At 76.0% G+C, this 22,574-nt stretch carries 1 protein-coding gene; it reads left to right on the top strand.

Translation table 11 applies throughout. The features are described 5' to 3' along the window. The first annotated feature begins 709 nt into the window (after positions 1-709). On the top strand, positions 710-22,501 hold the full coding sequence (locus ACYVPE_RS11320; RefSeq protein WP_461033405.1) for a type I polyketide synthase: 21,792 nt from the start codon (positions 710-712) through the stop codon (positions 22,499-22,501). Positions 22,502-22,574 lie beyond the last annotated feature (73 nt).

Here is a 22,574-nt window from a genome sequence, read left to right as displayed (position 1 = left end):
GCGCCGCAAGGGGTCGGTTGGGCGAAACCCGCCGGCGTGGGAACGGCCTGAATCGCGCCTGAGGGGGCGCCAGAACCGGACGAACGCATTCCCGTTGTGGTGGCCGGATTGGTCCGCTTGCGGTTGTTGCCACCCGTACCATCTCGCCGTCATATGCGACATGGGGACGAGTTCCATAGAAATATTCGATCGTCGGGGGAGGGTGCGTGGCCAGCAGGTCGGACGGGGTGGCCCGGGCGGCGCGGGGCGCGCGCGTCGGCCGGCGGAAAATTCCCGAATCGGTCGCGCGATGGCGCTGCGGGTGTTTCACCGATATTTCGAGTGGGGTTCGCGGCGCCCTCGGAATTCAGGTGCGACTCGGGTGTCGAGTCGAAATGCGGAGGGTCGCGAGGAGAAAAGGAAGGCGAATCGGAAATGCAATTCCCCGGAAAGGCCGCACAGGAGTCTGTCACGCTCCGGCGGGGTGTGCAAGGGGTGATCTTGTGTGAGTTAAGTGGCTCTCACCTGCTGCTTCCCGGATGATCTACACTCGGCGGGCTGTGTCGATTCGCAACTGCGGCGTTCCTGGGAGGGGTGGCCGTGGATTCTATGGAGGGGTAACTCTCGTCGTGTATTGATACGGCTGTGCTGTTTTGCGCTCGGTAGGGTCGGATAATCTCTGGCCTGGATGTCTGATCCGCTTGCTCTTGAGAGGTTCTGAGGCTGTATGGTGCGCGAAACCGACCGGCAGACGGCATCGGCAGGCGAACCGCACCAGCCGGTGGCCGTCGTGGCGATGGGCTGCCGGCTCCCCGGCGGGGTGACCGGCCCCGACGAGCTGTGGGACCTGCTCTCCCACGGGCGGGACGCCATCGGTCCGTTCCCCACCGACCGTGGCTGGGACACGGCGGGCGCGGGCGCCACCGACCCGGGCTCGCCCGGCCACAACTACCAGCGCCAGGCCGGCTTCCTCCACGAGGCGAATCGTTTCGACGCCGGGTTCTTCGGGATCTCGCCGCGCGAGGCGCTGGCCATGGACCCGCAGCAGCGGCTGCTCCTGGAGACCGCCTGGGAGACGCTGGAGCGCGCCGGGATCGACCCGACCAGCCTGCGCGGCAGCGACACCGGCGTCTTCGTCGGCGCCATGCCCATGGAGTACGGCCCCCGGCTGGACCAGGGGTCGCCGCTCGAGGGCCACCTCCTCACCGGCACCACCGGCAGCGCCGCCTCCGGCCGCATCGCCTACACCCTCGGCCTCGAAGGCCCCGCGCTCACCGTCGACACCGCCTCCTCCGCCTCCCTGGTCGCGCTGCACCTCGCGGTCCGCTCGCTGCGCTCGGGCGAGTGCGATCTCGCCCTGGCCGGCGGCGCCACCGTGATGAGCACGCTCGGCATGTTCATGGAGTTCAGCCGCCAGCGCGGCCTGGCCCCCGACGGCCGCTCCAAGCCCTTCGCCGCCGCGGCCGACGGCTTCAGCCTCGCCGAGGGCGTCGGCCTGATCCTGCTGGAGCGGCTCTCCGACGCGCGACGCAACGGCCACCGGATCCTCGCCGTCATCCGCGGCAGCGCCATCAACCAGGACGGTGCGTCGAACGGGCTCACCGCCCCCAGCGGCCCCGCGCAGGAGCGGGTCATCCGCGCCGCACTCGCCGACGCCGGCCTGACCACCGCCGACGTCGACGCGGTCGAGGCGCACGGCAGCGGCACCACCGTGGGCGACCCCGTGGAGGGCTCCGCCCTGGTCGCCACCTACGGGCAGGACCGGTCGGCCGAACGGCCGCTGCTGCTCGGCTCGTTGAAGTCGAATATCGGCCATACGCAGGCCGCCGCCGGTGTAGCCGGTGTGATCAAGACGGTGCTCGCGCTGCGTCACGGCGCGCTGCCCGCCACCCTGCACGTCGACGCGCCCACCCCACGCGTCGACTGGTCGGCGGGCGCCGTCGAGCTGGTCACCGAGCACACTCCCTGGCCGGCGGCCGACCGGCCGCGGCGCGCCGCGGTGTCCTCGTTCGGCATCAGCGGCACCAACGCCCACGTCATCCTGGAGCAGGCGACGCCGGAGCCCACCGCGCAGGGCGAACCGGTCGCCACGGACGGCACCCTGCCGCTCGTGCTGTCGGCGAAGACGGCCGACGCGCTACGCGCGCAGGCCGCGCGGCTCGCCGAGCGCCCGCTCGCCGACCCGGTCGCGGTCGCCCGCGCCCTGACGGCCGGCCGGGCCACGCTCGACCACCGGGCGGTCGTACTGGGCCACGACGCCGACGAGTTCCTGGACGGCCTGTCCGCCCTGGCGGCGGGGGAGGAGACCGCCCGACTCGTCACCGGCCAGCCAGCGGCCCACCCCGGCGGAACCGTCTTCGTGTTCCCTGGCCAGGGGTCGCAGTGGCGTGGCATGGGGGTCGAACTGCTCGACTCCTCGCCGGTGTTCGCCGAGCATCTGACGGCCTGCGCCGAGGCGTTGGCGCCGTTCACCGACTGGGATCTGCTCGATGTGCTGCGCGGCGCCCAGGGGGCGCCGTCGTGGGATCGGGTGGACGTCGTACAGCCGGCGCTGTTCGCGGTGATGGTGTCGCTGGCCAGGTGGTGGGAGTCGCTCGGGGTGCGCCCGGACGCCGTGGTGGGGCACTCCCAGGGCGAGATAGCCGCCGCCCACGTCGCGGGCATGCTGTCGTTGGAGGACGCGGCGCGGGTGGTGGCGCTGCGGTCGAAGGCGCTGCGGTCGCTGGCCGGTCTTGGCGGGATGGTCTCGCTGCCGCTGGATGCCGAGCAGACGCGTGATCTGATCGGCCCCTGGGGCGGACGCATTTCGGTGGCCGTGGTCAACGGCCCCACCAGCACGGTGGTTTCGGGCGAGGCGGCGGCGCTTGACGAGCTGTTGGCCCGTTGCGAGTCGCAGGGTATCAGGGCCCGGCGGATCGCCGTGGACTACGCCTCGCACTCCGCTCAGGTGGAGGCGATCCGCGAGGGGCTGCTCGAACTGCTGGCCCCGGTCGAGCCTCGCCCAGGCACCGTGCCGTTCTACTCGACGGTGGCCGGCCACGTCGGCGGGCCGCTGCCGGCGGACGTGCCGACGGACGCCGCGTACTGGTACGAGAACCTGCGGCGGACCGTGGAGTTCGAGGCCGCTACCCGATCCCTCCTCGCCGACGGCCACACCCTGTTCGTCGAGTCGAGCGCCCACCCGGTGCTCACCGTGGGCCTCACCGAGGCGGTGGCCGCGCACGCGCCGGAGTCCGGCGCCGTCGTCACCGGCACCCTGCGCCGCGACGAGGGCGGCTGGCCGCGGCTGTTGACCGCGCTGGCCACCGCGCACGTGCACGGCGGCGTCACCCCTGACTGGTCCGCCGTCCTCGGCACCGGCCCGACCGACGCCACCGAACTGCCCACCTACCCCTTCCAACGCGACACCTACTGGGCCGAAAGCGCCGCCGGGGACGGCCTCGACTCCGCCGGCCTCGACGCGCCGGACCACCCGCTCCTGGCGGCGAGCACCTCCCTCGCCGACGGCGAAGGGCACCTCTTCACCTGCGCCCTCTCCACCGCCGGCCACCCCTGGCTGGCCGACCACGCCCTGCACGGCGCCGTGCTGCTGCCCGGTGCCGCGCTCCTCGAACTCACCCTGGCCGCAGGCGAGTCCGCCGGCGCGGGCGAGCTGCGCGAGCTGACCGTCCAGCACCCGCTCCGGCTGCCGGAGACGGCCGCCGTCCACCTCCAGCTGCGGATCGGCGGCCAGGACGCCGACGGCGGGCGCCAGGTCACCCTCCACTCCCGCGCCGAGGGCGAGGCCGGCTGGACCCGGCACGCCGCCGGATCCTTCGGCCCCACCACCGCCCCTGGCACCCCGGAGCCGCCACCGGCCGAGTGGCCGCCGGCCGGCGCGACCCGCCTCGACGCGGCCGAGCAGCCGCAGGCCCGCCTCGCCGGGCGCGGTCACCGGTACGGCCCCGCGTTCCAGACGATCCGCGCCGCCTGGCGGCACGGAGACCAGCTGCTGGCCGAACTGGCCACGCCTGCCGAGGCCACCGACGCCGACCGCTTCGCCCTGCACCCCGCGCTGCTCGACGCCGCCCTCCAACTGGCCTTCGCCGCCACCGAGTCGGACCAGGCCAGGACACCCCTCACCTGGACCGGTGTCCGCCTGCACGCCACCGGTGCCCGCGCCGTCCGCGCGCACGTCACCCGCCTCGGGACCGACCGCCTCGCGGTGCGGCTCACCGACGCCGAGGGCGCCCCGGTGCTCACCACCGAGGCTGTGACGACCGGCCCGCTCACCCCGGAACAGCTGCCGCCCGCGCGCGGCGCCGACACCGACGCCGTCCTCCGGCTCGACTGGCTCCCGCTGGACACCGACGCGTCCGCCTTCCGCGTACCTGGTACCTGGGCGGTCGTCGGCGAGGACGACCTCGGCCTCGACGTGCCGCACCACGCCCGGCTCGCCACCCTCGCGCAGGGCGATCGGCCGCTGCCCGAGGTGGTCCTCACCGCCGCCGTGCCGCGTGACGCCGACCACTCCGACGACCCACCGGCCGGCGCCGGCCGCGCCATCCGGCGCGTCGCGACCCTGCTCCGCACCTGGCTCGCCGACGAACGGCTCGCCGGCTCCCGGCTCGTCCTCGTCACCCGCGGCGCCGTCGCCGCCCGCCCGGGGCAGCCAGTCGACGGCCTCGCCGACGCCGCCGTCTGGGGCATGGTGCGCTCCGCGCAGCGGGAGCACCCGGGCCGGGTCGCCGTGCTCGACCTCGACGCGACCAGCCGCCAGGACACCGCGCTGGCCGCCGCCGTCGCCACCGGCGAACCCCAACTCGCGGTTGTCGACGGCAGGCTGTACGCGCCACGGCTCAGGCACGCCGAGCGGAGGCCGATCCGCGACGCCGGCGGGCCGCCCACCGGCACCACGCTGATCACCGGCCTCCCCAGCCCCCAGGCCGCCGCCCTCGCCCGACACCACGCCACCGCCGGCCCCGGCACCCGGTTGCTGCTGGTCGGCAGGCGCGGCGCCGACGCGCCGGGCAACGGCCGCCTGGCCGCCGAACTCGCCGACCTCGGTGCCGAGGTGACCTTCGCCGCCTGCGACATCGCCGACCCAGAGGCGCTGGCCGCCCTCCTCGACGACATCCCCGCCGCCCACCCGCTGACCGCCGTGGTCCACGGCGCCGGCGCCCACGGCGACGGCCTCCAGCGCACCATCGCCGCCGCCTGGCACCTGCACCTGCTCACCCGCGACCGCGCCCCCGCGCTCGGCGAGTTCACGCTCGTCGCCTCGCCCGCCGGCCTCCTCGGCGCGGTCGACGGCCGCAACGCCGCCGCCGACACCTTCCTCGCCGCCCTCGCCGCGCACCGCCGCGCCGCCGGCCTACCCGCCGCCGTGCCGCACCTCGCCCGCGACACCGAGGCCGACGAGATCGCCGCCCTCGGCCTCCAACCGCCGGCCGCCGACCAGGCGATGACCCGGCTCGACCAGGCCAGCGCCCCGCACGCGGAACCGCTGCTCGCCGCCCACGCCGACCTTCCCGCCCTCCGGCTGCTCGGCGGGGCCGGCGACCTCCCGACCGTGCTCCGCGACGCGCCGGCCCGGCGCCCCCGACAGCCGGCCGCCGAGCCCGCGGCCCGCCACCCGCACCCGCCCGGCAGGTCCGACGACCCGACCCACCTCGTCCGCACCCAGGTCGCCGCCGTCCTCGGCCACGGGGCCGCCGGCTCCGTCCCCCTCGACGCCACCTTCAAGAGCCTCGGCTTCGACTCCCTCACCGGCGTCGAGTTGCACCGGCGCCTCACCTCGGCCACCGGCCTGCGGCTGCCCACCGCGCTGATCTACGACCACCCGACCCCCGCCGCGCTGATCGCCCGCCTCGGCCAGGACCTCGGCATCGCCCCGGCCCCGTCCACCGGCTCCGCCCCGACCCCCGGCCCGATCGCCGACGACCCCATCGCCGTCGTCTCGATCGGCTGCCGCTACCCCGGCGGGGTGCGGTCGCCCGAGGATCTGTGGCGGCTGCTCGCCGAAGGCGCCGACGCCTTCGGCGACTTCCCCACCACCCGCGGCTGGGACCTGGACGGCATCTACGACCCGGAGCCCGGCAAGCCGGGCAGGACCTACACCCGCCGCGGCGCCTTCCTCCACGACGCCGACGAGTTCGACGCGGAGTTCTTCGGCATCTCGCCGCGCGAGGCGCTCTCGATGGACCCGCAGCAGCGGCTGCTGCTGGAGACCGCCTGGGAGACGCTGGAGCGCGCCGGGATCGATCCGGCCACCCTCCGTGGCAGCGACACCGGCGTGTTCGTCGGCGCCATGCCGCAGGAGTACGGCCCGCCCACCACCCAGGCACCGGAGCGGCTCAGCGGCTCCCTGCTCACCGGCAACACCACGAGCGTCGCCTCAGGCCGCATCGCCTACGCCCTGGGCCTCGAAGGCCAGGCCGTCACCGTGGACACCGCCTGCTCCTCCTCCCTGGTGGCGCTCCACCTGGCCACCCGGGCGCTGCGCTCCGGCGAGTGCGGCCTCGCGCTGGCCGGCGGCGTGACGGTGATGGCGATGCCGGGCGTCTTCACCGAGTTCGGCCGGCAGCGCGGCCTGGCGCCTGACGGCGTGATCAAGCCCTTCTCGGCGGCCGCCGACGGTACCGCCTGGGGCGAGGGCGTCGGCCTCGTGCTGCTGGAGCGGCTGTCGGACGCCCGCCGGAACGGCCACCGGGTGCTCGCCCTGGTGCGCGGCTCCGCCGTCAACCAGGACGGCGCCTCCAACGGGCTGACCGCGCCCAACGGCCCCGCCCAGCAACGGGTGATCGGCCGGGCGCTGGCCGACGCCGGCCTCGGCACGGCCGACGTCGACGTCGTGGAGGCGCACGGCACCGGCACGAAGCTCGGCGACCCGATCGAGGCGGGCGCGCTGCTCGCCACCTACGGGCAGGACCGGCCGGCCGACCGGCCGCTGCTGCTCGGCTCGGTGAAGGCCAACATCGGCCACACCCAGGCCGCCGCCGGGATCGCCGGCGTGATCAAGATGGTGCAGGCCATGCACCACGGCGTGCTGCCGGCCACCCCGCACGTCGACGCGCCGACCCCGCACGTCGACTGGTCGGCGGGCGCCGTCGAACTGGTCACCGAGCGCACGCCGTGGCCCGAGGTCGGCCGCCCCCGACGGGCCGGCGTCTCCTCGTTCGGCATCAGCGGCACCAACGCCCACGTCGTCCTGGAACAGGCTCCGACCGAGGAGCCCGCCGACGAACCGCGGCCCGGCGACTCCCCGCTGCCGCTGGTGCTGTCCGCGAAGACCCCCGGCGCGCTGCGCGAGATCGCCGAGCGGCTGCTGGCCCACGAGCAGGACCTGACCGGTCACGCACCCGCCCTCGCGCGCGGTCGGGCCTCCCTCACCCACCGCGCCGTGCTGGTGGGGCGCGACGACCGGGAACTGCGGGCCGGTCTCGCGGCCCTGGCGTCCGGACGGTCCGCCCCCGGCCTCACGGTGGGCTCGCCGCCCGACAACTCCGGTGGGACGGTGTTCGTGTTCCCCGGCCAGGGCTGGCAGTGGCTCGGCATGGGTGTCGAACTGTTGGACTCCTCGCCGGTGTTCGCCGAGCATCTCGCCGCCTGCGCACGGGAGTTGTCCCGGTTCACGGACTGGGACCTGCTGGACGTGCTGCGCGGGGTCGAAGGGGCCCCCTCGGTGGAGCGGATCGACGTGCTGCAGCCGGCGTTGTTCGCGGTGATGGTGTCGTTGGCCAGGCTGTGGGAGTCGCTCGGGGTGCGCCCGGACGCCGTGGTGGGGCACTCCCAGGGCGAGATAGCCGCCGCCCACGTCGCGGACATGCTGTCGCTCGAGGACGCGGCCCGGGTGGTGGCGGCGCGGGCGAAGGTGCTGCGGTCGCTGGCCGGCCTGGGGGGCGTGGTCTCCCTGCCACTGGACGCGGAGGCCGCGCGCGAGCTGATCGCCCCCTGGCCAGGCCGGATCGCGGTCGCCCTGTTCAACGGGCCTTCGACCACGGCGGTCTCGGGTGAGGCGGCGGCGCTCGACGAGCTGATGGCGCACTGCGAGACGCGGGGCGTCAGGGCCCGGCGGATCGCCATGGACTACGCCCCGCACGCGCCGTGGGTGGAGACCGTCCGCGACGAGATGCTGGCGGCACTGGCCCCGGTCGAGCCTCGCCCAGGCACCGTGCCGTTCTACTCGACGGTGGCCGGCCACGTGGGCGGGCCGCTGCCGGCGGACGTGCCGACGGACGCCGCGTACTGGTACCGGAACCTGCGGCGGACCGTGGAGTTCGAGGCCGCCGTCCGATCCCTGCTCGCCGACGGCCACACCCTGTTCGTCGAGTCGAGCGCCCACCCGGTGCTCACCGTGGGCGTCGAGGAGACGATCGCCGCGCACGCGCCGGAGTCCGGCGCCGTCGTCACCGGCACCCTGCGCCGGAACGAGGGTGGCCGGCCGCGGCTGTTGACCGCGCTGGCCACCGCGCACGTGCGTGGCGGGGTGCGGCCTGACTGGTCCGCCGTCCTCGGCACCGGCCCGATCGACGCCACCCAACTGCCCACCTACCCCTTCCAACGCGACACCTACTGGCCGGAGCCGCACCACGGCGCCGGCGACCCGACGACCCTCGGCGTCCTCGACGCCGACCACCCGCTGCTCGGCGCCGCCACGGCGCTGGCCGGCGAGGACAGCCACGTGCTCACCGGCACCCTCTCGCGGCGCACCCACCCCTGGCTGACCGACCACGCCGTCCACGGCACGGTGCTGGTGCCCGGCACCGCGCTCCTCGAACTGGCCCTCCGCGCCGGCTTCGAGGGCGGCTGCGCACTGCTCGAGGAACTGACCCTGGACGCGCCGCTCGTGCTGCCGGACTCCGGCGCCGTGCGGGTCCAGGTCCTGCTCGGCCCCGCCGACGAGGACGAGCGCCGGCCCCTCACCATCCACTCACGCCCGGCCGACGCCCGGGACGACCGGCCGTGGACACGCCACGCCGTCGGAACCCTCGCCCCGGGCCCCGTCGAACCCGCGCCGTCGCCCGGCGCGTCGGACGAGTGGCCGCCGGCCGGCACCGAACCACTCGACCTGGGCGAGCACTACGACGGGCTGGCCGGCCTCGGCTACCGGTACGGGCCGGCCTTCCGTGGACTCGGCGCGGCCTGGGACCACGGCGGGACCGTCCACGCCGAGGCCGAGCTGCCGCAAGCCGCGGGCGGCACCGAGGGCTTCGGCCTGCACCCCGCCCTGTTCGACGCCGCCCTGCACGCGGTGCTGCGCCCCGGCGGCCCCACACTGCTGCCGTTCTCCTGGCGGGACGTGCGCCTGCACGCCACCGGCGCTGACGCCGTGCGGGCCCGCTTCGACACGGTCGGGACCGACACCGTGGCCATCACGCTCAGCGACCCGGAGGGCGGCCCGGTGCTGAGCGTCGGAGCCCTGGCCCTGCGGCCGGCGCCGACCCTCTCCCCGGCCGCCGAACACCCGGACGACCTGCACCGGGTGGCCTGGGAACCGCTGCCCCTTCCGGAGCGCGCGAAGGGCGCCCGTCTCGTGGTGCTCGGGGACGGTGGCCCCGCGGCGACGCTGGCCGCCGAACTCGCCTCCCGGGCCACGGACGTGACCCGGCTGCCTGACCTGCCCGCCCTCCGCGCCGCCCTGGCCGCCGGCGCCGCCCCCGACGCCGTCCTGGTGCCCTGCGGCGCGGACGCGCCGGCCGCCGACCCCGTCGCCGGCGCGCACGCCGCCACCCGGTCGACACTCGAACTGCTGCGGAGTTGGCTGACCGACGAGGTGCTCGGCGGGGTCCGCCTGGCCCTGGTCACCCGCCGCGCCGTCGCCGCTCGCGACGGCGAGGACGTACCGGCGCTCGACACCGCACCCGTCTGGGGCCTGGTCCGCTCGGCCCAGACCGAGAACCCGGGACCGTTCACGCTGGTCGACCACGACGGCCAGGCCGCGTCGCTGCGACTGCTGCCCGCCGCGCTCGACACCGGCGAGCCGCAACTCGCCCTGCGGAACGGCACCTGCGTCGTCCCGCGCCTGACGGGCAGCCACCCGACGCTGCCGCCCCCCGCGACGCCCGGCGCCTGGCGCCTCGACTTCACCTCGCGCGGCTCCGTGGACGACCTGGCCCGCCTGCCCCATCCCGCGTTCGACGAGCCACTCGCCCCCGGCCAGGTCAGGGTGGCACTGCGCGCCGCCGGGCTGAACTTCCGCGACGTCATGATCGGGCTCGACCTGGTCCCCGACCGTCGCCCGCCAGGCGGCGAGGGCGCCGGCATCGTGACCGAGGTCGGCCGGGGCGTCACCGAACTCGCCGTGGGCGACCGGGTGATGGGCCTCTACCCGGAGGGCACGGGTCCGCTCGTCGTCGCCGATCGGCGACTCGTGGTGCGGATGCCGGCCGGCTGGACGTACACCGAGGCCGCGACGGTGCCCATGGCCTTCGCCACCGCCTACCACGGACTCATCGACCTGGCCAGGGTCGGCGCCGGCGAGACGCTGCTCGTGCACGCCGCCACCGGCGGCGTCGGCATGGCCGCCCGCCAACTCGCCAGGCACCTGGGCATGGAGGTGTACGGAACCGCCAGCGTCGGCAAGTGGGACACCCTGCGCCGACTCGGCTACGCCGACGACCGGATCGCCGACTCGCGCACCGCCGAGTTCGAGCAGACCTTCCGCTCCGCCACCGGCGGCCGCGGCTTCGACGTCGTGCTGAACGCCCTCGCCGGCGAGTTGACCGATGCGTCGCTGCGGCTGCTCGCGCCCGGCGGACGGTTCCTCGAGATGGGCAAGACGGACATCCGCGAGCCCGACGAGGTCGCCGCGCGCCACGACGGCGCCGGCTACCACGCCTTCGACCTCATGGACCCGGGCCCGGACCGCCTCCACGAGATCCTGCGCGAACTGCGGGCGCTGTGCGAGGCCGGACACCTCAGGCCGCTGCCCACCACGGTCTGGGACGTTCGGCAGGCCCCCGAGGCGCTGCGCCACCTGGCCCTCGCCCGGCACACCGGAAAGATCGTGCTGACCATCCCGCCCACCGTCCACCCGACGGCGGACCAGCGGCCCGGGACGGTGCTGATCACCGGCGGCACCGGGATGTTGGGCGGCCTGTTGGCGCGCCGTTACGCGGCCTCGGGCCTGGCCGGGCATCTGTTGCTCACCAGCCGGCGCGGGGCGGAGGCTCCCGGGGCCCGCGAACTGGTCGCCGAACTCCAGGCCCTGGGCGTGACCGCGGGCGTGGTCGCGGCCGACATCGGCGACCGCGACGATGTGGCGCGGGTGTTGGCGGCCGTGCCGGCCGACCGCCCGTTGCGGGTGGTGGTGCACGCGGCCGGCGTGGTGGACGACGGTGTCGTGGCCGGGCTGCCGGCGGAGCGGTTGCGGCGGGTGCTGCGACCGAAGGTCGACGGGGCGTGGCATCTGCACGAACTGACGAGCGAGCTGCCGATCGAGGAGTTCGTGCTGTTCTCCTCGGCCGCGGGGACGTTGGGCACGCCTGGGCAGGGAGGCTACGCGGCGGGGAACGTGTTCCTCGACGCGCTGGCGGCGTTCCGCCGGGCGCGGGGCCTGCCGGCGGTCTCGTTGGCGTGGGGGCGCTGGGCCTCGTCGAGCGGTGTCACGGGACATCTGGGCGACGCCGACCTGGCGCGCCTCGGGCGTCTCGGCCTGGTGCCGCTGAGCGACGAGTCGGGTCTGGCGTTGTTCGAGGCGGCCCTGGCGGTCGACCGGCCGGTGATCCTGGCGACCGGGATCGACCGAGCGGCGGTACGCGCGTTGGCCGAACCGCCCGCGGTCCTCCGCGGCCTGGCCACCACCCCCACCCGACCCGCCGCCACCCGACGGGCCACGACCCGCGCGGCGAGCAGGGACACGTCCCTGGTGGCGCGGCTGGCCGAACGCCCGGCGGCCGAACGGCGCGCGGCGCTGCTCGAGTTGGTGACCCGCGAGGCGGCGCTCGTCCTCGGCCGCGCGGACGCCAGCGGCATCGGCGCCGACCGGCGGTTCTCCGCGATGGGCTTCGACTCCCTCAGCTCCGTCGAACTGCGGAACCGGCTGAACGCCGTCACCGGGCTGCGGCTGCCGGCCACGCTCTCCTTCGACCACCCGACCCCGGACGCCCTCGTCCGCCGCCTGCTGGCCGAGATCACCGGCGACCCGGAGCGGGACGCGCGTCCGCCGGTCAGCATGGAGCCCTCGCCGGCGGCCGGCGACGACCCCATCGTCATCACCGCCATGGCCTGCCGTTACCCGGGCGGCGTGCGGTCGCCCGAGGACCTGTGGCGGCTGGTCGTCGAGGGCACCGACGCCATCACGCCGTTCCCCGGGAACCGGGGCTGGGACCTGGACTCCCTGCTCGACCCGGACCCCGACCGGCCGGGCACCTCCTATGTCGCGCGCGGCGGATTCCTGCACGACGCGGGCGAGTTCGACGCGGGGTTCTTCGAGATCGGGCCGCGCGAGGCGGCGGCGATGGATCCCCAGCAGCGGCTGCTGCTCGAGACGTCCTGGGAGACCGTCGAACGCGCCGGCATCGACCCGACGACGCTGCGCGGCACCAGCACCGGTGTCTTCGTCGGCGCCACCGCCCAGGAGTACGGCCCCCGCCTCGCCGAGGCGCCGGCCGGCGTCCAGGGCCACCTGCTGACCGGCAACACCGCCAGCGTCGCCTCCGGCCGCATCGCCTACACCCTGGGGTTGGAGGGCCCGGCCGTCACCGTGGACACGGCCTGCTCCTCCTCGCTCGTGGCGCTGCACATGGCGGTGCGCGCGCTGCGCTCGGGCGAGTGCGACCTGGCCCTCGCCGGCGGCGTCACGGTCATGGCCACCCCCGGCATGTTCGTGGAGTTCAGCCGGCAGCGCGGCCTGGCCGCCGACGGCCGGATCAAGGCGTTCTCCGACACGGCCGACGGCACCATCTGGGGCGAGGGCGTGGGACTCGTGCTGCTCCAGCGGCTCTCCGACGCCCGCCGCGACAACCGTCCCGTGCTCGCCGTGGTGCGCGGTTCCGCCGTCAACCAGGACGGGGCCTCCCACGGCCTCACCGCCCCCAACGGCCCGTCGCAGCAGCGGGTGATCAGGGCCGCGCTCGCCGACGCCGGGCTCACCACGGGCGACATCGACGCGGTGGAGGCGCACGGCACCGGCACCAGGCTGGGCGACCCGATCGAGGCGGGCGCGCTGCTGGCCACCTACGGCCAGGACCGGCCGGCCGAACGGCCGCTGCTGCTCGGCTCGTTGAAGTCCAACATCGGCCACACCCAGCTCGCCGCGGGCGTCGCCGGCGTGATCAAGATGGTGCAGGCCATGCGGCACGGCGTGCTGCCGAAGACCCTGCACGTCGACGCGCCGAGCACCCACGTCGACTGGTCGGCGGGCGCGGTCGAGCTGGTCACCGAGAGCACGCCGTGGCCCGAGGCCGCCCAGCCACGCCGGGCCGGCGTCTCCTCCTTCGGCATCAGCGGCACCAACGCCCACGTCCTCCTCGAACAGGCCCCGGCCGGGCCGCACTCCGAGGCCCGGCCGGCTGCCGTCGAACCCTCCGCCAGCGGGACGCCCCGCCAGGTCGTCGCGCCCTGGCCGCTGTCCGCGCGCGACGAGCCGGCGCTCCGGGCCCAGGCCCGCCGGCTCCTTGACGCCCTCTCCGGTGTTCCCGGTGTTCCCGGTGTTCCCGGTGTTCCCGGCGACCAGGCGCCGCGGCCCGGGGACATCGCCCTCTCCCTCGCCACCACCCGGGCCACCCTGGAACACCGCGCCGTCCTCCTGGCCGACGACCCCGACGCGTCGCGCGCCGGACTCGCCGCGCTGGCCGCCGGCGAGCCCAGCCCCCTCCTGGTGCGCGGCGAGGCGGCCCCCGACGGCGCCAGGGTGGCGGTCCTGCTCACCGGGCAGGGCGCCCAACGCCCGGGCATGGGCCGTGAGTTGTATGACGCGTTCCCGGTCTTCGCGGCGGCCTTCGACGCGGTGTGCGCGGCGCTCGCGCCGCACCTCGGGGCCTCGCCGCGCGAGGCGATCTTCGCCGCCGACGGCCCGGAGGCCCGCGAGACCCTGCGGCGCACCGACCTCGCCCAGGCCAGCCTCTTCGCGCTGGAGACCGCGCTGTTCCGGCTGGTGGAGTCGTGGGGCGTACGTCCCGACCACCTGCTCGGTCACTCGGTCGGCGAGCTGACCGCCGCCCACCTCGCGGGCGTCTGGTCGCTCGAGGACGCCGCCGCCATCGTCGCGGCGCGCGGCCGCCTGATGGCCGCCCTGCCGGCGGGCGGCGCCATGGTGTCGATCCGCGCCGGCGAGGACGACGTCCGGGCCGCACTCGCCGACCGGAACGACGCCGTCTGTGTCGCGGCCGTCAACGGCCCGTCCGCCACGGTGATCTCGGGCGACGCGGACGCCGTGCGCCAGGCCGCCGACGAGTGGCGGGCACGGGGCGTCGAGACCCGGCCGCTGCGGGTCAGCCACGCCTTCCACTCGCCGCACATGGACGGCATGCTCGCCGAGTTCGAGCGGGTGGTGGCCGGGACCACCGCCCACCCGCCGCGGATCCCGATCATCTCGAACGTCACCGGCGCGCCGCTCACCGACGAGGAGGCCCGCTCGGCCGCCTACTGGGCCCGCCAGGTCCGGCAGCCCGTGCGGTTCCACGACGGGATACGGCTGCTGCGCGACCGACGGGCCGACGTGTTCCTCGAACTCGGCCCCGACGCCGTGCTGACGGCGCTCGGGGAGGAGGCGCTGGCCGCGGAGTCCGGCGGCGCCACGCCCTGGTTCGTCTCGGCGCTGCGCCGCGACCTCCCGGAGCCGCGGGCGCTGTTCACCGCCCTGGCGCGCCTGCACGTCCAGGGCGTCGCGGTGGACTGGCACGCCCTGGCGGCCCCCGACGCCCGGCAGGTCCAACTCCCCACCTACGCCTTCCAACGCGCCCACTACTGGATGACCGGGGACGCGGCGAGCGCCCTCGCCGGCGCCGGCCTGACCCGCCCGGAACATCCGCTGCTCGACGCGGCCCTGACCGTGGCCGACGAGGGCTCGGTGCTGCTCACCGGCCGGCTGTCGGTGAGCGCCCAGCCCTGGCTCGCCGACCACGTGATCCACGGCCGCGTGCTGACGCCGGGCGCCGCCCTCGCCGAACTGGCCCTGCACGCCGCCTGGCACGCCGGCACCTGGCACGCCGGCACCTGGCACGCCGACGCTGGGCGCGAGCGGGCCGGCCACGCCGCGGCGCTCGTCGTCGGGGAACTCGTCCTGGAAGCCCCGCTGCCGCTGCCCGAGACCGGTGCCGTCCAACTCCAGGTGCGGGTCGGCGCTCCCGACCAGGACGAGCGCCGCGCCCTCACCATCCACGCCCGCGGCGGCGAGGGAGCCGCCTGGACCCGGCACGCCAGCGGCACCCTGGCCCCGGAGCCCGCGCGCCACGAGCCGGCAGGCGACCTCGCCAGCTGGCCGCCGGAGGGGGCCACTCCGATGGACCCGGGCGAGCTGTACCGGGAGCACGCCGCTCGCGGCTACGCCTACGGGCCGTCGTTCCGGGCCATCAGGGCCCTGTGGCGGCGCGGTGACGAGATCTTCGCCGAGGTCGCCCTGGCGGACGGCGTCGCCGACCAGGTGGGCGACGACCGGTTCGGTCTCCACCCGGCCCTGCTGGACTCCGCGCTCCAACCCACCGCGCTCTGGCAGGAGTCGAGCGGCGCCGGGCTGCTCTTCTCCTGGGAGGGCATCCGGCTGCACGCCCCTCGGGTGCCCGGTCTTCGGGTGCGGCTGGCCCGGGTCGGCCCCGAGGCGGCGTCGCTGACCCTGGCCGACCACCGCGGCGCTCCCGTGGCCTCGGTGTCCTCCGTCACCTGGCGTACCGTCACCGCCGACGAGCTGTCGGCCCGCGAAGGTACCGCGCCCGACGGCCTGTTCCACCTCGACCTGGTCCCGCTGACGACGCCGGAGGCGTCGGCCGACCGCGCCGGATGGGTGGCGCTCGGCGACGACGACCTCGGCCTCGGGCTGCCCCGCCGCCCCGATCTGCCGGCGCTGACCACCGCCGGCCCGGAGGCGCCCGCCGTGGTGCTGGCACCGATCGCCCCGCTGATCACCGGGGGCGAGCCGGTGGCGTCGGCGGCGGCCGCGACCGAGCGCGTGCGCGCCCTGCTGCGCGCCTGGCTGGCCGACGCGGCGTTCGCGGACTCGCGGCTGGTCCTGGTCACCAGGGGCGCCACGGCGCCGGCACCCGGCGGCCTCGTCGCCGGCCTCGCCGGCGCGGCGGTCTGGGGCCTGGTGCGTTCGGCGCAGAGCGAGTACCCGGGCCGATTCGTCCTGGTCGATCTGGCGGACGACGCCGACCCGTTCGCGCTGGGCCGGGCTCTGGCCACCGGCGAGCCCCAACTGGTGCTCTCCGCGCACGAGACCCGGGTACCGCGGCTGGCCCGCGTCGCGCCGCCCACCGCGGCGCCCGCCCGTCACCACCCTCCCGTCCCCGGCACGGTGCTGATCACCGGCGGCACCGGCGCCCTCGGCGCCGCGCTGGCCAGGCACTACGCCACCGCCCGCCGCGCCGGGCACCTGCTGTTGGTCAGCCGGCGGGGCGAGCGCGCCCCAGGCGCGGCCGAACTCGCCGCCGAACTCGCCGCCTCGGGCGCCCGGGTCACGATCGCCGCCTGCGACGTGGCCGATCGCGCCGCGCTCGCCGCGCTGCTGGCCGGCATCCCCGCCGAACACCCCCTCACCTCGGTCGTCCACGCGGCCGGCGTGCTCGACGAGGCCACGGTGGAGTCCCTGGACGCCGAGCGACTCGCCCGCGTCCTGCGGCCCAAGGTGGCCGCGGGGTGGTGGCTCCACGAGCTGACCAGGGAACTCGACCTGGCCGAGTTCGTGCTGTTCTCCTCCGTCGCCGGGACCATCGGCACCCCGGGACACGCGAACTACGCGGCGGCCAACGCCTTCCTCGACGCGCTCGCCGGCCAGCGCCGCGTCCTCGGCCTCCCCGGCGTCTCGTTGGCGTGGGGCCCCTGGGCCGGCGCCGGCGGCATGACGGCGGCGCTCACCGCCGCGGACGTCGCCAGGTGGGGCCGTCTCGGCATCGAGGCCATGTCGGCTCCGCAGGGACTGGCCCTGCTCGACGCGGCCCGCGACCACGCGCACGCCCACCTGGTCCCGCTCCACCTGACGTCCTCCGACGCCCGGCCGACGTCCGAGGAGCTGCCTCCCGCGCTGGCGGCCCTCGGCCGCCCACGCGCCCCCCAGCCCGAGGCCGACCCCGCGGCCGGCGACGGGACGGTCGAGGGGGAGTCCGGGCCCTTCGCCGGACTGTCGTACGACGAGGCCACCGCCAGGGTCATGGACCTGGTGCTCACCCAGACCCGGCTGGTGCTCGGCCACTCCGCCGATCAGGCCATCGACGCCCAGCACTCCTTCAAGTCCCTGGGCTTCGACTCGCTGGCGGCCGTCGAACTGCGTTACGTGCTGAACGACATGACCGGACTGCAACTGCCGTCCACGGTGGTCTTCGCCCACCCCACGCCGGCCGCGATGGCCGACTTCCTCCTCACCGAGCTCGGCATCGAGCGCACCGAGCCGCCGGTCGAGACCCCGGCGACGCCCGTCGAGGTGTCGGACGACCCGGTGGCCGTCGTGTCGGTCGGCTGCCGCTTCCCGGGCGGCGTCCGCTCGCCCGAGGACCTGTGGCGGCTGTTGTCGGACGGCACGACGACGGTCGGGGACTTCCCGACCGGCCGCGGCTGGGACACGGACGCCATCTACGACCCGCGGCCAGGCGAGTTGGGGAAGAGCTACACCCACCAGGGCGCGTTCCTCTACGACGCGGACGAGTTCGACGCCGAGTTCTTCGGCATCTCGCCGCGCGAAGCACTCGCCATGGACCCGCAGCAGCGGGTGCTGCTCGAGACCTCCTGGGAGACCCTGGAGCGTGCCGGGATCGTCCCCGAGACCCTGCGCGGCAGCCGGACCGGGGTGTTCGTCGGCGTGGTCCACCACGACTACGCGGCCCGGGCGGCGGCCGCCCCCGGCGAACTCGCCGGCTACCTCGCCGGCGGCACGGCCGGCAGCGTGGCCTCGGGCCGGGTGGCGTACACCTTCGGCCTCGAGGGCCCCGCGGTGTCGGTGGACACCGCCTGCTCCTCGTCGCTGGTCTCGATCCACCTGGCGGCGCAGTCCCTGCGGGCAGGGGAGTGCGACCTGGCACTCGCCGGCGGCGTGACCGTGATGGCCACCCCCAGCCTCTTCACCGAGTTCAGCCAGCAGCGCGGCATGGCGCCCGACGGCCGGATCAAGCCCTTCGCGGCCGCCGCCGACGGCACCGCCTGGGGCGAGGGCGCCGGCCTGCTGCTGCTCGAGCGGCTGTCGGACGCCCGCCGCAACGGCCACCAGGTGCTCGCCCTGGTGCGCGGCTCGGCCATCAACCAGGACGGCGCGTCCAACGGGCTGACGGCGCCGAGCGGTTCGGCGCAGCAGCGGGTGATCACCCAGGCGCTGGCGAGCGCCGGGCTGACCTCGGCCGACGTGGACGTGGTCGAGGCGCACGGCACCGGCACGACGCTCGGCGACCCGATCGAGGCGGAGGCGCTGCTGGCCACCTACGGCCAGGACCGCCCGGCCGAACGCCCCCTGCTGCTCGGCGCGATGAAGGCCAACATCGGGCACACGCAGGCCGCCGCCGGCGTCGCCGGCGTGATCAAGGCGGTCTGGGCGATGCGGCGGGGCGAGGTGCCGGCCACCCCCCAAGTGGACGAGCCGACCCCGCACGTCGACTGGTCCACCGGCGCGGTCGAGCTGGTCACCTCCAAGGTGCCCTGGCCCGAGGTGGATCGGCCCCGCCGGGCCGGCGTGTCCTCGTTCGGTCTCAGCGGCACCAACGCGCACGTCATCGTCGAGGAGGCGCCGGCGGCGGCCGAGCCCGCCGCGCCCGCCGAGGCCGTCGAGCCCACCGAACGCGCTGGCACCGGCGCGGCGCCCGAACGGCGCCCCGTGCCCTGGCTGTTGACGGCCAGGGACGAGGCGGCGCTGCGCGCCGCCGCTCGGTCGCTGCTCGACCGGCTCGCGGTCGACCAGGTCGGCACCGACCAGGCGGCGGAGGACCGGGCGGCGGAGGACCGGGCGGCCACCGACCCCCTGGCCGTCGGCCGTGCCCTCGCCCTCACCAGGACCGCCCACGAACGGCGGGCCGTCGTGGTCGGCGACACCCCGGACGAACTCAGGGCCGGACTCGCGGCGCTCGCCGCCGGGGCGGAGAGCGCCGCCGTCGTCACCGGCCGGGCCTCGGCCCGGCCTGGCAGGACCGTGTTCGTGTTCCCGGGACAGGGCACCCAGTGGGCCCGGATGGGCCTCGAACTGCGGGCGTCCTCACCGGTGTTCGCCGAGCACCTGGGCGCCTGCGCCGACGCGCTGCGACCCCACACCGGCTGGGACCTGCTGGACGTCCTGACCGAGGCCGACGGCGCCCCCTCGCTCGACCGGGTGGACGTCGTACAGCCCGCGCTGTTCGGGGTGATGGTCGCGCTGGCCAGGCTCTGGGAGTCGTTCGGCATCACCGCGGACGCCGTCGTCGGCCACTCCCAGGGCGAGATCGCCGCCGCGCACATCGCCGGCGCGCTCACCCTGGAGGACGCCGCGCTCGTCGTGGCCCGCCGATCGAGGGCACTCACCGCGCTCGCCGGCAGCGGCGGCATGGTCTCGCTGTCGCTCGACCACGACCGGACCGCCGCACTGCTCGCGCCCTGGGCCGGCAGGCTCTCCGTCGCCACCGTCAACGGCCCAGGCAGCACCGTGGTCGCGGGTGAGGCCACGGCGGTCACGGAACTGCTCGCGCACTGCGCCGAGCGGGAGATCACGGCGCGCCGGCTCCCGGTCGACTACGCCTCGCACTCCGCGCGGGTCGACGCCGTCCGCGACGAACTGCTCGCCCAACTGGCGGACGTGCGCCCCCGGAAGCCCGAGATCCCCTTCCACTCCACCGTCGCCGATCTGGCGGGCGGCCCGCTGCCCGTGAGTATCCCCCTCGACGCCTTCTACTGGTTCGACAACCTGCGCGAGCCCGTCCGGTTCGAGGCCGCCACCCGCGACCTGCTGTCGGCGGGGCACACCCTGTTCGTCGAGGTCAGCCCGCACCCGGTGTTGGTGCCCGCGATCCGCGACACGGTCGACACCCGCGGCGCGGACGACCGGGTCGCCGTCGTCGGCACGCTCCGTCGCGACGAGGGCGAACGACGGCTGTACGCCTCGTTGGCCACCGCGATAGCGCACGGCGCCACGCCCGACTGGTCCGCGGTGCTCGGCGAAGGACCGGCGGACGCCGCCGCCCTGCCCACCTACCCCTTCCAGGGCCGGCGCTACTGGCACGACCCCGAAGCCACCGGGGGTGGCACGCCGCCCGCGGCGCCCACGGACGAGCGGGAGTTCTGGGGCGCCGTCGAGCAGGAGGACCCCGCGGCGCTCGCCGACGTGCTGGGGCTCCCCGACCCCGAGGCGCTGACCTCCCTGCTGCCCGCCCTCGCCACCTGGCGCCGACAGGGCGCCGACCAGTCCCGGCTCGCCTCCTGGCGCTACCGGGAGTCCTGGGAGCCCTACCCGGACCTCGGCCGGGGCGACCAGGCGGGTGCGCCGACCGGCACCTGGCTGCTGCTGATGCCCGCCGGCCACGCCGAGCACCCCTGGGTGACCGCGCTCACCGCGGGCCTGTCGGCGCGCGGCGCCGAACTCCGGCCGGTCGTCCTGGACGCCGCCGAACCCGACCACGGGGTGGTGGCCGCGCCGCTGCGCGCCGCCCTCACCGCCCCCGGCCCCCGGCCCACCGGCCTGCTCTCCCTGCTCGCCCTCGACGAGGGACCGCACCCGCACGTGCCGACCCTCCCGGTCGGGCTGGCGCTGAACCTCGCGGTGATCAGGATCCTGGAGGAGGCCGGCGCCGTCCTCCCCGTCTGGTGCGCCACCTTCGGCGGCGTCGCCGCCGGCCCGACCGACACCGCGATCAGCCCGGACCAGGCCATGCTCTGGGGAGCCGGCCGCTCCGTCGCCCTGGAGAACCCGGAGGTGTGGAGCGGGTTGGTCGACCTGCCGTCGACCCCTGACGAGACGGTGGTCGGCCGACTGGCCGCGGTCCTCGGGCAGCGCGACACGGAGGACCAGATCGCCCTCCGGCCCACCGGCGCCCTGGTGCGCCGGCTGGTCAGGGCACCCCGCACCACCAGGACCGCCGACCCGGAGTGGCGGCAGTCGGGCACCACCCTGATCACCGGCGGCACCGGCGGCCTCGGGGCGGGCGTCGCCCGCCGGCTGGCCGCCCGCGGCGCCGACCACCTGCTCCTGGTCAGCCGCCGCGGCCCCGCGGCCGAGGGCGCCGCCGAACTCGCCGCCGAACTGCGGGCGTCGGGTAGCCGGGTGACCCTGGCCGCCTGCGACGTGGCCGACCGGGACGCGCTGGCTGCGCTGCTCGCCGAGGTCCCGGTGGACCTTCCGGTCCGCGCGGTCGTGCACACCGCGGCCGTCAGCGTCTACCGCCCCGTCGCGGAGAGCACGCTGGAGGACGCGGCCCAGGTGCTCGCCGCCAAGGTGCGGGGCGCGCTCAACCTGGACGCGCTGCTCGCCGACACGCGGCTCGACGCGTTCGTGCTCTTCTCCTCGGCGGCCGGCGTCTGGGGCGGCGCGGGACTGGCCACCTACGCCGCGGGCAACGCCTTCCTCGACGCGCTGGCCGTCCGCCGTCGCGCCGCCGGGCTGCCCGCCACCGCCATCGCCTGGGGCGCCTGGGGCGGCGCCGGGCTCGGCGCCGACGAGCGGACCCGCGCCTTCGCCAACCGGACGGGCGTGTCCTCCATGCCACCTGAGCAGGCCATCGAGGCGCTCGAACTCGCCGTCGCGGCGGGGGAGTCGGGACTCATGGTCGCCGACGTCGACTGGGACGCCTTCGCCCGCTCGTACGTCGCGGTACGCCCCGCGCCGCTGCTCTCCGGGATTCCGGAGGCCGGCCCGGCCCTGACCCCGGGTGGCGACGCCGGGACGGGCGACGACACGGACCCGCCGCGCGGCTCCGCGTTCGTCCAACGGCTGACCCGCCTGACCGCCGCTGAACAGCGCGCCGCCCTGCTCGACCTGGTGCGCACCGAGGCGGCGGCCGTGCTCGGTCACGACAGCGCCAGGGACGTGGCCGCCGACCGCCCCTTCCAGCACCTGGGGTTCGACTCGATGACCTCCCTGTCCCTGCGCGTCAGGCTCCGGGTCGCCACCGGACTGCGGCTGCCCGCCACGCTCGTGTTCGACCATCCGACCGCCGACGCGCTGGCCGACTGGCTGCGCCGGGAGATCTTCGGGACGGAAACCCCCGAAGTGCCCTCGGTGTTCGGACAGCTCGACCAGCTGGAGGCGGCCCTGGCCACCGTCGACGACCCAGTCGCCCTGCGGGGCCAGGTCACCACGCGGCTGAACCACCTGCTCGACACCTGGCGGGAACTGTCGGTCGGCCACCCCGCCGGCCAGGGGACGAGCGGCGCCGCGCCGCGACTCAACCCGGCCTCCGACGAAGAACTGTTCCAAATGCTCGACGACGAGTTCGGGATCTCCTGACCGCTCTCCTTCCGCATATGGGGTGTTTGTTGTCATGCCAAGTTCGGCACACAAGTCGGTGAGCGATCCGGAG

Source organism: Streptomyces mayteni (assembly GCF_054783955.1).
Note: the sequence above shows the minus strand (reverse complement) of the source record. Positions and strands in the feature narration are given on the sequence as shown.